Annotated in this window: 21 protein-coding genes; all 21 read right to left on the bottom strand. The window is 32.1% G+C overall.

Annotated features, from left to right (window positions below; translation table 11 throughout):
* Positions 1 to 7 precede the first annotated feature (7 nt).
* The 21 genes from CAMP5060_RS02450 to rpsC all read right to left on the bottom strand — a co-directional run bounded on the left by CAMP5060_RS02450 (position 8) and on the right by rpsC (position 12,782).
* Positions 8 to 1,291: an aromatic amino acid transport family protein gene (locus CAMP5060_RS02450; RefSeq protein ID WP_087700849.1), complete on the bottom strand. Its 1,284-nt coding sequence runs from the start codon at positions 1,289 to 1,291 to the stop codon at positions 8 to 10.
* Between the two features lie 100 nt (positions 1,292 to 1,391).
* Positions 1,392 to 2,420 carry an oxidoreductase gene (locus CAMP5060_RS02445; protein ID WP_337217838.1) on the bottom strand — a complete coding sequence of 343 codons (1,029 nt, stop codon included), beginning with the start codon at positions 2,418 to 2,420 and terminating at the stop codon, positions 1,392 to 1,394.
* Positions 2,421 to 2,646: 226 nt separating this feature from the next.
* A complete protein-coding gene (locus tag CAMP5060_RS02440) occupies positions 2,647 to 3,198 on the bottom strand; it encodes a ribonuclease HII (RefSeq protein ID WP_087700788.1) in 552 nt (183 codons plus the stop codon).
* The gene (locus tag CAMP5060_RS02435) at positions 3,198 to 3,671 is read right to left on the bottom strand and encodes a DNA-deoxyinosine glycosylase (RefSeq protein WP_337217837.1); all 474 of its coding nucleotides are present in this window, start codon (positions 3,669 to 3,671) and stop codon (positions 3,198 to 3,200) included. Before CAMP5060_RS02435 ends, CAMP5060_RS02440 begins: the two co-directional genes overlap by 1 nt.
* 55 nt (positions 3,672 to 3,726) lie before the next feature.
* Positions 3,727 to 4,374, bottom strand: coding sequence for a ferritin family protein (locus CAMP5060_RS02430; RefSeq protein ID WP_087700790.1), 648 nt, complete (start codon positions 4,372 to 4,374; stop codon positions 3,727 to 3,729).
* Between the two features lie 82 nt (positions 4,375 to 4,456).
* A complete protein-coding gene (locus CAMP5060_RS02425; protein WP_261529926.1) occupies positions 4,457 to 5,488 on the bottom strand; it encodes a type II asparaginase in 1,032 nt (343 codons plus the stop codon).
* A gap of 114 nt (positions 5,489 to 5,602) precedes the next feature.
* Positions 5,603 to 6,343, bottom strand: a complete 741-nt coding sequence (murI, locus tag CAMP5060_RS02420) for a glutamate racemase (RefSeq protein WP_214135746.1) — start codon at positions 6,341 to 6,343, stop codon at positions 5,603 to 5,605.
* Positions 6,344 to 6,383: 40 nt separating this feature from the next.
* Positions 6,384 to 7,646, bottom strand: coding sequence for a preprotein translocase subunit SecY (gene secY, locus CAMP5060_RS02415; protein ID WP_047207857.1), 1,263 nt, complete (start codon positions 7,644 to 7,646; stop codon positions 6,384 to 6,386).
* The gene (gene rplO / locus CAMP5060_RS02410; protein WP_039617163.1) at positions 7,646 to 8,038 is read right to left on the bottom strand and encodes a 50S ribosomal protein L15; all 393 of its coding nucleotides are present in this window, start codon (positions 8,036 to 8,038) and stop codon (positions 7,646 to 7,648) included. The genes secY and rplO overlap by 1 nt, the downstream gene beginning before the upstream one ends.
* A gap of 3 nt (positions 8,039 to 8,041) precedes the next feature.
* Positions 8,042 to 8,485, bottom strand: coding sequence for a 30S ribosomal protein S5 (gene rpsE / locus CAMP5060_RS02405; protein ID WP_039617161.1), 444 nt, complete (start codon positions 8,483 to 8,485; stop codon positions 8,042 to 8,044).
* 16 nt (positions 8,486 to 8,501) lie between these two features.
* Positions 8,502 to 8,858 carry a 50S ribosomal protein L18 gene (gene rplR / locus CAMP5060_RS02400; protein ID WP_039617157.1) on the bottom strand — a complete coding sequence of 119 codons (357 nt, stop codon included), beginning with the start codon at positions 8,856 to 8,858 and terminating at the stop codon, positions 8,502 to 8,504.
* Between the two features lie 9 nt (positions 8,859 to 8,867).
* Positions 8,868 to 9,404, bottom strand: a complete 537-nt coding sequence (gene rplF / locus CAMP5060_RS02395) for a 50S ribosomal protein L6 (RefSeq protein WP_039617154.1) — start codon at positions 9,402 to 9,404, stop codon at positions 8,868 to 8,870.
* Between the two features lie 78 nt (positions 9,405 to 9,482).
* Positions 9,483 to 9,878, bottom strand: a complete 396-nt coding sequence (gene rpsH, locus CAMP5060_RS02390) for a 30S ribosomal protein S8 (protein WP_039617152.1) — start codon at positions 9,876 to 9,878, stop codon at positions 9,483 to 9,485.
* A 12-nt stretch (positions 9,879 to 9,890) separates the two neighbouring features.
* Positions 9,891 to 10,076 (bottom strand): type Z 30S ribosomal protein S14, encoded by a 186-nt coding sequence (locus CAMP5060_RS02385; protein ID WP_012660824.1) that lies wholly within the window; start codon positions 10,074 to 10,076, stop codon positions 9,891 to 9,893.
* Between the two features lies 1 nt (position 10,077).
* Positions 10,078 to 10,623 (bottom strand): 50S ribosomal protein L5, encoded by a 546-nt coding sequence (gene rplE / locus CAMP5060_RS02380; RefSeq protein WP_012660823.1) that lies wholly within the window; start codon positions 10,621 to 10,623, stop codon positions 10,078 to 10,080.
* 1 nt (position 10,624) lies between these two features.
* A complete protein-coding gene (gene rplX / locus CAMP5060_RS02375) occupies positions 10,625 to 10,852 on the bottom strand; it encodes a 50S ribosomal protein L24 (RefSeq protein ID WP_012660822.1) in 228 nt (75 codons plus the stop codon).
* Positions 10,852 to 11,220, bottom strand: a complete 369-nt coding sequence (gene rplN / locus CAMP5060_RS02370; RefSeq protein ID WP_012660821.1) for a 50S ribosomal protein L14 — start codon at positions 11,218 to 11,220, stop codon at positions 10,852 to 10,854. Before rplN ends, rplX begins: the two co-directional genes overlap by 1 nt.
* Positions 11,220 to 11,471, bottom strand: a complete 252-nt coding sequence (gene rpsQ / locus CAMP5060_RS02365; RefSeq protein ID WP_039617148.1) for a 30S ribosomal protein S17 — start codon at positions 11,469 to 11,471, stop codon at positions 11,220 to 11,222. The genes rplN and rpsQ overlap by 1 nt, the downstream gene beginning before the upstream one ends.
* 9 nt (positions 11,472 to 11,480) lie before the next feature.
* On the bottom strand, positions 11,481 to 11,666 hold the full coding sequence (rpmC, locus tag CAMP5060_RS02360) for a 50S ribosomal protein L29 (RefSeq protein WP_012660819.1): 186 nt from the start codon (positions 11,664 to 11,666) through the stop codon (positions 11,481 to 11,483).
* Positions 11,653 to 12,078 carry a 50S ribosomal protein L16 gene (gene rplP / locus CAMP5060_RS02355; RefSeq protein WP_012660818.1) on the bottom strand — a complete coding sequence of 142 codons (426 nt, stop codon included), beginning with the start codon at positions 12,076 to 12,078 and terminating at the stop codon, positions 11,653 to 11,655. The genes rpmC and rplP overlap by 14 nt, the downstream gene beginning before the upstream one ends.
* 2 nt (positions 12,079 to 12,080) lie before the next feature.
* The gene (gene rpsC, locus CAMP5060_RS02350) at positions 12,081 to 12,782 is read right to left on the bottom strand and encodes a 30S ribosomal protein S3 (RefSeq protein ID WP_039617145.1); all 702 of its coding nucleotides are present in this window, start codon (positions 12,780 to 12,782) and stop codon (positions 12,081 to 12,083) included.
* Position 12,783 lies beyond the last annotated feature (1 nt).

The raw sequence follows: 12,783 nt of genomic DNA, 5'->3' as shown, positions 1-12,783 counted from the left end.
TAGCACCTTAAAAAGTATAAATTACAGTGATGATTGTCAAAATACCTGTGATAAACACAAACGCATCTAAGGCTTTGTTTTGGAATTTCTTCATTTTAGAAACAGTGTAAATTGCAATCATAGGCATTAAGAATAAAATCGCAGCAATAATTGGACCACCTAAGCTTTCAATAAAGCCTAAAATACTTGGATTTACATAAGCAGTAATTAGCATAACAATATACATTACTAAAGTTGAATAAACTGCGATTTTTTTCAAATCAGGATTTTCATTGCCTGCTAATTTGCAGCATTTTCTAACTATACCATAAGCACCCTCTCTAGCACCAAAATAATGTCCAAAGAATGAACTAGAAATTGCTAAAAATGCGATTAATGGACCACCATAAGAAATAAATGGATTATCAAGTTTGTTAGCAAAATAAGAAAGTACAGGTATGTTTTGTGCTCTAGCTTCATTAAGTTCTGCAGGAGTTAAAGAAAGCACGCAAGATACCACAAAAAACATAACAAAGGCAAGTAACATCACAGAAGTTCTAAACAATACTTGATTTGCTTTTTGTACTGAATTTTCAGGATATTGTCTTTTTACACTTAAAGAAAAAGTAGAAATCGCTGGTGAGTGATTAAACGAAAACACTAAAACTGGTAAAGTTAGCCATACTATAGTGATAAATTCTTTTGTCCCAGGAATAGCGCTAAAACTTTCAAATGACCATTGTGGGATAAGATATAAAGAAAATAAAAATAAAATAGCACATAAAGGATACACAAGCCACTCGCATACTTTAGTGATTAATTCTTCACTAAAAAGCATAATAAGCATAAAAATACTTACCAAAACAAAAGCAAAAAGCGCTCTATAAAAAGGAAGTAAATTAGCTATAGTTTTTCCTTGCTCATTAACACTTGTTTGATACATAGCACTAATTGCACTTGCAAAAGAACCATTTGGATCTAAAAGTGGTAAGAATTGATTATAAATAAAACTCTCAAAAGTATTAGTTATACCTACACAATATGCTAAACAAATTGGAAAAATTGCAAAGAAATAAAGCACAGAAATAAAAATACTTACTTTTCTACCAAAATACTCTTCAGCCGCATGAGTAATGTCTTTATCATTACCATTTGCTTGGCATACAAAACGACTTAAAGCTCTATGGCTTAAATATACCATTGGGAAAATAATCAAAGCCATTACAACAACTGGCCAAAAGCCACCAACACCCGCCTTAATAGGTAAAAATAAAATCCCCGCACCAACTGCAGTCCCAAAAAGAGAAAGCATCCAACGCGTATCAAAAGAATTCCACTTAAGATTATCCACATTTTCTCCTTGTAAAAAATAATAAAAAAAGCTTTTACCTAAAAAAACTTTTTGTATTATTTTACAAATATGCTCTAGTGTAATTTGGCATAATTTTTTCTCTTTCATTTAAAGCAACTGCGGCTTCATTTGCAAAATTTGGATTTCTTAATAATTTTCTACCATAACAAACCAAATCACACACCTCACCCAAAAGCAAAGCCTCGCCTTCACTAGCACTATTTATAAGACCCACACAAGATATAGGAATTTTAACAACTTCTTTTAAGGCCTTAGCATAAAGAGCTTGATAAAGTGGTGCTATGTTTGGCACTAAAGAAGGTTTGTTGATATTTCCTCCTGCTGAAACATCTAGCATATCAATGCCTAATTTTTCTAAAATCAAAGCAAGTTTTTTACTATCTTCTAAATTCCAACCACCCATTTCCCACTCTGTAGCTGAAATTCTTACAAATAAAGCAATATCAACTTCTTTTTTTATACGCTCAATGATATCACATAAAAGACGTGTTCTATTTTCAAAACTGCCACCATATTCATCGTCTCTTTGATTTGATAAAGGCGATAAAAACGAACTAAGCAAATACCCATGAGCGCTATGAAGCTCTACTGCGTCATAACCTGCTTCTTTAGCCCTTTTAGCGCTTTGAATAAATTCTTGCTCAATTTGTAAAATTTCATCTTTGCTTAAAACATGAAGTTTGGAAAATTTTTCACTAAAAGCTATATTGCTTGGAGCTTTTGATATGGCTTCTTTGCACGAATTTTTACGGCCACTGTGATTTAACTGAATGGCGATTTTAGCACCAAAATGATGACAAAGCTCAACAAGCTCTTTATGTCCTTGAATTTGAAAATCCCCCCAAAGACCTATATCATTATCAGCAATTTTTGCATTTTCATTAATCGCACAAGCTTGAACTATAATAAGCCCGACACCGCCCAAAGCTCTAGCTCCATAATGCATCAGGTGAAATTGATTAATCTTGCCATCTAAAACTTGTGTTTCATACATATCCATAGGGGGCATTACAATGCGATTTTTTACATAAAAATTTCCAATTTTTAGCTCACTTAAAAGTAAAGACATAATACCCCTTGAAATATTTTTATATTACTATAATAGAAAAAAATTAATTTTTCTTAAAACATATAGCAATTTTAACTAATATTATTATTTTTAATAAATAATTATTAAAAAAATATTTTTTGACTATATTTTTTTATCTTAATAATAATACTTCAAATATAAAAACATTCTATTATTTTTAAAAGAAAATAAATTTCAAAATACAAAAGTGTAAAAATCACACAATTTAATCAAATAAGCTTTTCTCAAAACACTTTAACATAAAGCTTTTGCGGTGTAAGGGCGAATAACCAAATGTTTTAATCTTTTCTATATGAGCTTTTGTACCATAACCTTTGTGTTTATCAAAATCATAACTATTATATAGTTTAGAAAAATAACACATTTTTTGATCACGACTTACCTTGGCTAATATGCTAGCTGCTGAAACCTCTTGTACCTTCATATCAGCTTTAATCATAGTTTTAATACCCAAAACTCCATAATTTAAATTTCCATCATATAAAATATCATCTTGATTATAATGTTTTTTAATAATTTTTAAAGCCAGTTGCAAACACTGACTAAGCCCCAAAGTATCAATTTGCAAAGGCGAAAAAGCAAGGATTAAAAAATTTGAATGATGAAGAATTTGCTCATATAGCTCTTCTCTTTTTTTTGCACTTAATTTTTTAGAATCAGCTAAACCATCAATTTCTTTAAAAAGCTTACAAGCCCCTATATGCATATCTCCAGCTAAGGCTCCACGCCCAGCCTCATCTACTCCAACTAAAGCCATTATTTTTCCTTTATAATAGTGTATTTTTCAACTAAATTTTCCAAAGAATAATTCATATTAGCAGGAGAGCTTGAAGGAAGTTCAAAAAAATCTTTATCAGGATAAAATTTAGTAAAATATTTACTTGCAACTTTACCTAAAACACAAATTTTTTCTATATTTGCCTTATCTAAAATAATATTTATATCATTTGCTTTGGCATAAGAAATAGTTTTATCATCTGAATTTTTTATCTTACAACTTGCTATAACATCCCAAAGTGCTATATGATTTGCTTTTAAGAAAGACTTTTGAACTTGTACTGTTTTTAACTCACACTCAAATAATATTTCAAAAATACGCCAAAAACGATTTTTGCTATGTTGATAATAAAAATTTTCTTCTCTTGATTTAATAGATGGAAAAGAACCTAGTATTAAAACTTTTGAGTTTTTATCAAAAAAAGGTTCAAAAGGATGAGTTAGAATTTGCATATTAGACCTTGATAAAAAATAAAATATTTTATCATTTTTATCAAGGTTTTTAAAATTATCCTAAAAATTCGCGTTTGAAGTATTCTTTAGGAGCTTTACATAAAGGACAGGCATTTGGTGCTTTTTTGCCACGGTGTATATGCCCACAAACTTCACAAACCCATAATTCTTCTACTTCTGAATTAAAGAAATCTTCTTCTTCGAGCATTTTTTTAAGTGCTAAATATTCTCTTTCATGTTCAATTTCTACTTTACCTATAGCTGTAAATAATCTTGCTATATTTCTTTTACCCTCATCTTCTGCAATTTTTGCAAAATTTGGATACATAGTAGTATGCTCATAATTTTCACCTTCTGCTGCACAAATTAAATTTTTAGCAGTTTCTTCTAAAGCTTTACCATCTACTAATTCATGATAAGCTTTAAACTCAGCTCTTGCGTGCCATTTTTCATTTTCTGCAGCTTCTCTAAAATGCTTTGCAATAGCATGCCAACCTTCTTCTTGAGCAATATCTGCAAATAAATCATATTTGTTTCTTGCCATAGACTCGCCTGCAAAAGCTTTCATTAAATTTATAGCTGTTAAATCTTTAGTGATACACTCCATTTCTTGACCACAACAACTAAGCTTTCCACCGCCTACATTTTGCACTTCCACTTCATTGCCACATTTTTGGCATTTATAGCTTTCATATTGTCTCATTTAATATCCTTGTGATTAATTATAGGTAGATTTTGTAAGAAATCCACCCAAATGTTATTGTAGCATTTGGGTGTTAAAGATTTTAGTATTTTAAGAAATATTCTTGAATTTTCTTAGGATCACTTGTTTTAGTTAGAGCAAGCATTAATAATACTCTAGCTTTTTGAGGGCTCATATCGCCTGTATCAATAAAACCAAGTTTTGCATCAGCATCACTTACTGCAACTCTACCAGCTACTACGCGTGAGCTTACCGCTACATTAAGACCTTTTTTAAGCAATTCTTTTAACACATCTTTTTGATAATCATGAATACTACCAGCACCTGTTCCAGCTACAACTATACCTTTAGTTCCATTTTCAAACAAAGCTTTTGCTGCAACACCGCTACCATCATTTGCATAACTATAAAGAATATCTACTTTTGGTAATTCTTTTAGCTTGCTAACATCAAATGGAGATTTTTTGGTGTGTAATTTTGTATTAGTATTATAGAAAAATGCTTTTCCATCTACTATGTAACCCATATCGCCCATATCTGGTGAGCTAAATGCATTTACATTTAAACTATGAGTTTTCATAACGCCTCTAGCACTTTGAATTCTATCATTCATAGCCACCATTACACCTTTATTTTTTGCCTCAGGGTTTGCTGCTAATGCTACAGCATTGTAAAGATTTTTAGGACCATCTGCACTAATTGCAGTTGATGGGCGCATTGCACCAACTAAAACAACAGGTTTGTCACTTTTTACGGTTAAATTTAGGAAATATGCAGTTTCTTCCATGGTATCAGTACCATGAGTAATTACAACTCCATCTACATCAGATTTTAAAAGCCTATTAACTTCTTTAGCAAGTTTTAGCCAAATTTCATTTGTCATATCTTTGCTATCAATATTAGCAATTTGATCCCCACTAATTACTGCCAAATCTTGAATTTGAGGTACTGCTTTAATCAAAGTATCAACCCCCAAAACTCCGGCTGTATAACCTGTAGTTGCTACTGAGCTATCAATCGAACCAGCGATAGTTCCACCTGTAGCTAAAATTGCAATTTTTGGTTTTGCTTCCAAAATTCCTGCTCCTAAACTTAGTGCCATAGCTGCACACATTAACATTTTTTTCATGTTAGTCCTTTCATTAGAAATGATAAAAATTATAATGCAACTATATTTAAATAAAAATAAATTATTAATATAAAAATAACTTTAGTAAATAATATTAACTTAAAGCCATAAATTTGCAATTTTTTTTAGTTTTTCTACATCACTTGAAGCATAAAATTCAATATTAACTTCTTCTTGGATTGATGTTAAGTTAAATTCTTTCTGCAATTGCAAAGCTATAGCCTCACCTGAATGGATAAGTTTTGTATTTTTACCAAAATATTCTGCTAAAGAATGGGCGATTAAAGGAAAATGCGTGCATGCTAAGATTAAAGCATTAGGATGAAATTTGAGCTTATTGAAATAATACTCAAAAGCAGCTTTTAAAAAATCCCCTTGAAAAATCCCTTCTTCTACCATAGGTACAAAAAGTCCCGTTGCTTTTTCTTCTACTTTTAAAAATCCTTCTTTGACTAAAGCTTGCTTATAAGCATGAGAATCCACTGTAGCTTGGGTTGCAATGACTAATATATTAGAGTTTTTATCTTCTAAAGAGTTTTTAACTGCCAAAACCCCAGCCTCTATAACTCCAAGAACTGGAAATGGTGCATTTGCTTTTAGAATTTCTAAAGCATGCGCACTAACTGTATTACACGCAATAATAAGCATATCGACTTTTTTTTCTTTGAAAAAATCTAAAGCTTCTAGAGAAAATTTAATGATAGTTTCTTTATCTTTAACCCCATAAGGCACTCTTGCAGTATCCCCATAGTAAATATATTCTTTAAAAAGTTTTGCTTGAAGTAAAGATTTTAAAACACTAAGCCCACCTACACCGCTATCAAAAACGCCTAGTCTCATCAAAATCCTTAAAAGAGAAGAAAGTAGAAAATCTACTTTCTTATAAGCCTACTGCACTTAAAGTTTGGTATTTATTCATATAAATTTGAGCTTCAATTTTCCTCATCGTATCAAGCGCTACTTGAACTACGATCAAAACAGAAGTTCCACCAAAATAAAAAGGCACACCAAACAACTTCACAATAAGCCATGGTAATGTAGCTACAAGCCCTAAATAAATAGAACCTGACAAGGTAAGTCTTGATGCTACTTCATTAAGATAATTTGCAGTTCCTTCGCCTGGTCTAATACCTGGTATGAAACCACCTTGTCTTTTAAGATTTTCGGCTATATCTTTTGCGTTAAATACAATTGATGCATAAAAATACGCAAAGAAAATAACAAGTAAGAATGTTAAAAAATGAAAGAAAAATCCATTTGGATTTAAAAAGTCATAAATCTTTAACACATATTCATTTGTACTTGTTTGCAAAATAGTACTTGGAAACATCAAAATCGCACTTGCAAAAATAGGAGGAATTACCCCGCTTAAGTTGATCTTAATAGGTATATAATTCATAATGCGTTTGTTTTGATTTTGCATGATTACTTTTCTTGAGTAAGAAATAGGAATTCTTCTTTCTCCAAGTTCTACTACTATAATAGCCCAAATAGTAAGTAAAATTACAACTAAAATGGCAATGATAGTCAAGAAATTCATCTCACCTGTATTTACCAAATTTACTGTTCCACTAATTGCACCTGGAATTGTAGAAACAATACCACCAAAGATGATTAAAGAAATACCATTTCCTATACCACGTTGAGTGATTTGCTCACCTATCCACATCAAAAGCATGGTACCTGCGAGCATAGAAACAGCAGAAAGTGCGATAAAAGTATTCATATCAATCATAATAGCTGACTGACCTGCTTTTCCATGAAGACTTTGTAAGCCTATAGAAACGCCTATACTTTGTATCAAAGTGATAGCTATAGTAGCATAACGGATAATTTGCATATATTTTTGCATACCATCACGTTCTTTTTTCATTTTTCCTATGTTAGGAAAAGTTGCCGCTAAAAGCTCCATAATAATCGAAGCAGTAATATAAGGCATAATGCCTAGAGAGATGATGCTAAGTCTTTCAGCAGCACCCCCGCTAAACATATTAAACAAGCCTAATGCGTTAGATGCATTAGAATCAAAAAATTCCTTGATAACACTGACATTAACCCCCGGAACTGGAACATAAGCTAATATTCTATAAGCGAATAAAAAAGCCAATGTTATGAGAATTTTATTTGTCAATGTTTTATTCATTATTTTTGTCCGCTAAAAGTAATCTTCTCGTCTTTAATTTTACTAGCAAGATCTTTAGCGCTTGCCCCAATAAGCTTAACTTTATTTACATTTTTTGAAAGCTTATGAATGCTATTGATTGTTTCAAATGTAATTTCACTAAGCTCTTTGATTGCTGTGATTTTTTCAACATTAATCACATAAGGTTTTTCAAATTTAGAAGTAAAGCCTACTTTTGGTAAGCGTCTTTGAAGTGGTTGTTGACCCCCTTCAAAACCTCTTTTTTCATTATAACCTTTTCTAGCAGTTTGGCCTTTTCCACCTTTAGTAGAAGTTTTACCCATACCACTACCTTGACCACGGCCTATTCTTTTGGTTTTATGTGTTGAACCTGGTGCTTTTGTTAAATTCATTGATTATCCTTTAAGCATTGTAAGTGCTTTGATAGTAGCACGCACAACATTTGCTGAATTATTTGAACCTAAAGACTTAGTTAAAATGTCTTTAATACCTGCAAGTTCCACGATAGGACGTGTTGAACCACCTGCAATAACCCCTGTACCTTCGCTTGCTGGTTTAAGTAAAATTCTACTTGCGTTGTATTTTACTTCTACATCATGAGGGATAGTTGAACCTTTTGTTTTAACTTCAACAATGTTTTTAAAAGCATCATCAACTGCTTTTCTTATAGCATCTGGAACTTCTTTAGCTTTTCCATAGCCCACACCAACTAAACCTTTTCTATTTCCAACGATAACTAAAGCAGTAAATCTAAATCTTCTACCACCTTTAACAACCTTAGTAACCCTGCCGATATCGACGATTACTTCTTCAAATTCTTCTCTATTATATTTTTCCATCGATCTTCCTTTTGGGTTATAGTTTGATTCCGTTTTCTCTTAGTGCTTCAGCTAATGCTGCAATCACACCATGGTATAAATAACCATTTCTATCAAACACTGCTTCTTCTATGTTTTTAGCTTTTAAAACTTTTGCAAATTCAGCTGCTATTTTTTTAGCGCCTTCTTTATTTGCTTTAACACCAATTTTTCTTCCATCTACTGCTGCTAAAGTTACTGCTTTAACATCATCGATAGCTTGGATATATAAAGTTCTGTTTGATTTGAAAACAGAAACTCTTGGAAGAGCTTGTGTTCCTGAAATTTTTGCTCTAATTCTTTTTTTTCTTTTAATTCTTAAAGATATTTTTCTTTTTAATACATTTGCTCTCATATTCTATCCTTACTTCTTAGATGTCTTACCAGCTTTGCGGATAATACGCTCATCTGAATATTTAACACCTTTTCCTTTGTAAGGCTCAGGTGGTCTAAATTCACGAATTTGAGCAGCAACTTGACCTACCACTTGTTTATCACTACCTTTGATAATAACATTGTTTTTATCAACAGTAATTTCTATGCCTTCTGGAATAGCATAGTTGATAGGATGAGAAAAACCTAAAGCAAGTTCAAGAACTTTACCTTTTAACGCAGCTTTATAACCAACACCGTTGATTTCTAAAGTTTTGCTAAAACCATCAGTTAAACCGATGATGATGTTTTGAGCTAAAGCTCTATAAGTTCCCCAATAAGCTCTACTTTGTCTATCTTCACCTTTAGGAGAGAAAAGAATTTGTCCTTCTTTAATCTCAACATTAACATTTGCTTTTGTATCAAGCTCTTTTGCTAAATTTCCTTTTTTGAATTTTAGCAAGTTACCTTCTAATTTTACTTCTACTCCACTTGGAATAGCAACTGGTTGTTTACCTATACGAGACATTCATTTTTCCTTTTTACTTGTCTACGATATGACTACTTTATAAGAATGGATACCGAATACCATAAAAAGTAGAAACTCTTACCAAATAGTACATAAAACTTCGCCACCAACGCCTGCTTTGTAAGCTTCGTCGTTAGCTAAAACACCTTTTGAAGTGCTTACTACGATAGTACCATAACCGTTTTTAAATCTTTTGATCTCATCTTTGCCTTTATAAACACGACGACCAGGTTTAGAAATACGCTTAACTTCGTTAATTACGCTTTTACCTTTTTCATCATATTTTAAAACTACATTGATGAATTTCTTTTTATCCTCTTCAATAACATTAAAGCTTTCAATATAGCCTTTAGCTTGGAAAATTCCAAGTAAAGCTTCGATAACTTTAGAATGCAAAAGTTGAGTAGTTTCTAATCTTCTCATCCCTGCATTTCTAATTCTTGTTAGTGAATCTGAAATTAAATCATTTATCATGGTTCTTTCCTCTTACCAACTTGCTTTTTTAAGACCAGGAATTAAACCTTCATTTGCCATTTTTCTTAAGCAAACTCTGCAAATCCCAAAATCTCTATAAACTGAATGTGGTCTTCCACAAATTTGGCATCTAGTATACCCTCTAACGCTAAATTTAGGTTTGCGGGCAGCTTTTGCAATCATTGATTTTTTAGCCATATTACTTTCCTTTTGCAAATGGCACGCCAAATAATTCTAATAATTTTTGTGCCTCTTTATCTGATTTTGCTGTTGTAACGATAGAAATGTTCATACCATGAGTTCTTAAGATTTTATCATATTCAACTTCTGGGAACATTAACTGCTCATCTAAACCAAAGTTATAGTTTCCTCTTCCATCAAAACCATCTCTTGGAAGACCTCTAAAGTCTTTAACACGAGGAAGAGCTATAGTAATAAGCTTATCTAAGAAAGCATACATATTGTCTTTTCTTAATGTTACCATTACACCTACTGGGAAGCCTTCTCTCACTTTAAAACCAGCAACTGATTTTTTAGCTTTTGTGATAACTGCTTTTTGTCCAGCGATCAATGAAATAGTATCTGCAACATTTTGTAATACTTTTTGATCTTTTGCTAATTCCCCAGCACCTACGCTGATTACAACTTTTTCAATAAAAGGAATAAGCATAGGATTTTTGATATCAAATTCTTTTACTAAAGCAGGTTTGATATTTTGAGTATATTTTTCTTTCAATCTCATCATCTTATTCTCCTGCCTTTGCTACATTTGAAATATCCATTGGCATTTCTTTGTTGATAAAACCGCCATTTGGATTTTTATCACTTGGCTTAACAGCTTTTTTAGCGATTTTACAACCCTCAACAATTACTTTATTTGTTTTAGGGAATACTGCTAAAACTTTACCTGTTTTGCCTTTGTCATCACCTGCGATAACTTTTACCATATCATTCTTTTTAATTTTTAATTTCATTACAACACCTCCGGTGCTAGTGAAACAATTTTCATAAAGCCACCATATCTTACTTCACGACCTACTGGTCCAAAAATACGCGTTCCGATAGGCTCTCTTTTAGCATCAAGAATAACTGCTGCATTTTCATCAAAACGAATTAAAGAACCATTATCTCTATGAATTTCTTTTTTAGTTCTAACGATAACTGCTTTTACTACTTGACCTTTTTTAACTTTACCATTTGGTAGAGCTTTTTTTACAGATGCAACGATTACATCACCAACAGTAGCGTATCTTCTTTTACTACCACCTAAAACCTTAATACACATTAATTCTTTTGCACCGCTATTATCAGCAACTGCAAGCCTAGTAAAACTTTGAATCATTACTCAACTCCTGCTGATACTATAGTTTTTAAGCGAAATGATTTTCTCTTAGAAAGTGGTCTACATTCAATAGCAACTACAGTATTTCCCACTTTAAGTTCATTTCTTTCATCATGAATTAAATATTTTTTAAAGCGTTTTACGATTTTTCTGTATTTTGGGTGAACCACTTTTCTTTCAACCAAAATTGTTGCTGTTTTATCTCCAGCAATTTGAACAACAACGCCTTGAATTTCTCTTTTAAATGCCATTTTCTATCCTTATTTTAAAGCGCTAATTGCAGTATTGATTCTAGCGATGTCTTTTTTAACTTCGCTAATCTCTTTAGGATTAGTTAGCTGCATTGTTTTTAGCTTTTGTCTTAAAGTAAATAAAAGCACCTTTTTTTCTTTTAGCATTGTTGCAAGCTCACCTGCTGTTTTATCTTTAATCTCAGTATATTTCATTTTGGCTCTCTCTTGTAACAAACTTAGTTTTAAATGGCAATTTGTGCATCGCTAAAGTTAAAGCTTGTCTTGCCATTTCTTCATTAACCCCTGCCATTTCATAAATGATACGACCTGGTTTAATGTTCATTACCCATTCCTCAACTGCACCTTTACCTTTACCCATACGAGTTTCTAAAGGTTTTTTAGTTAGAGGTTTATCTGGGAAAACTCTAATCCAAGTTTTACCTTGTCTTTTTACAAAACGAGTTAAAGCAATACGAGCTGCTTCGATTTGGCGTGAATTGATACGGCCAGCTTCAGTTGCTTTTAGGGCAAAATCACCAAAAGTAAATTCAGTCCCTCTGTTGGCATAACCTCTGTTACGCCCTTTCATCATTTTACGATATTTTGTTCTTTTTGGCATTAACATGATTATTTACCTCTTCTTGCTCTTCTAGTTTTTTTAGCTGGAGCGTTTTCTTCGGTTTTTTCAGGTTGAACACCCTTTTGTAAAACTTCACCTTTGAAGATCCACACTTTGATACCTATATTTCCATAAGTAGTATGTGCTTCTGCAAAACCGTAATCAATTTTTGCTCTTAAAGTGTGAAGTGGAACACGACCTTCTAAGTACCATTCAGTTCTTGCCATTTCAGCACCACCTAAACGGCCTGAAACTGAAACTTTAATCCCTTTAGCACCTGCTTTTTGCGCTCCTTGAATTACTTTTTTCATTGCTCTTCTAAAAGCAATTCTTTTTTCAAGTTGAGTAGCAACACTTTCAGCTGCAAGCTGAGCTGAAGCACCTGCTTTTCTTTCTTCTTTGATATTGATATTAACTTCTTTTTTGATTAAATCTTGAAGTTCTTTTCTTAAAATATCAACATCACTACCTTTTTTACCAATAATAATCCCTGGTCTTGCAGCTACAACAGTTACTCTTAATTTTTTCGCTGTTCTTTCTACAAGAATTTGGCTAATTCCTGCATAATAAAGTTTTCTTTTTAAAAAAGTTCTGATTTTATAATCTTCACCAATATTTTCTGCTAAATTAGCTTTTGTAGGAAACCATCTTGATTCCCAATTTCTATTAATTCCTAGTCTTAAACCAATCGGATTTACTTTTTGTCCCATA

Source organism: Campylobacter sp. 1569, assembly GCF_024723675.1.
Lineage (GTDB): Bacteria > Campylobacterota > Campylobacteria > Campylobacterales > Campylobacteraceae > Campylobacter_D > Campylobacter_D jejuni_C.
This window is presented reverse-complemented; position numbering and strand designations above follow the sequence as displayed.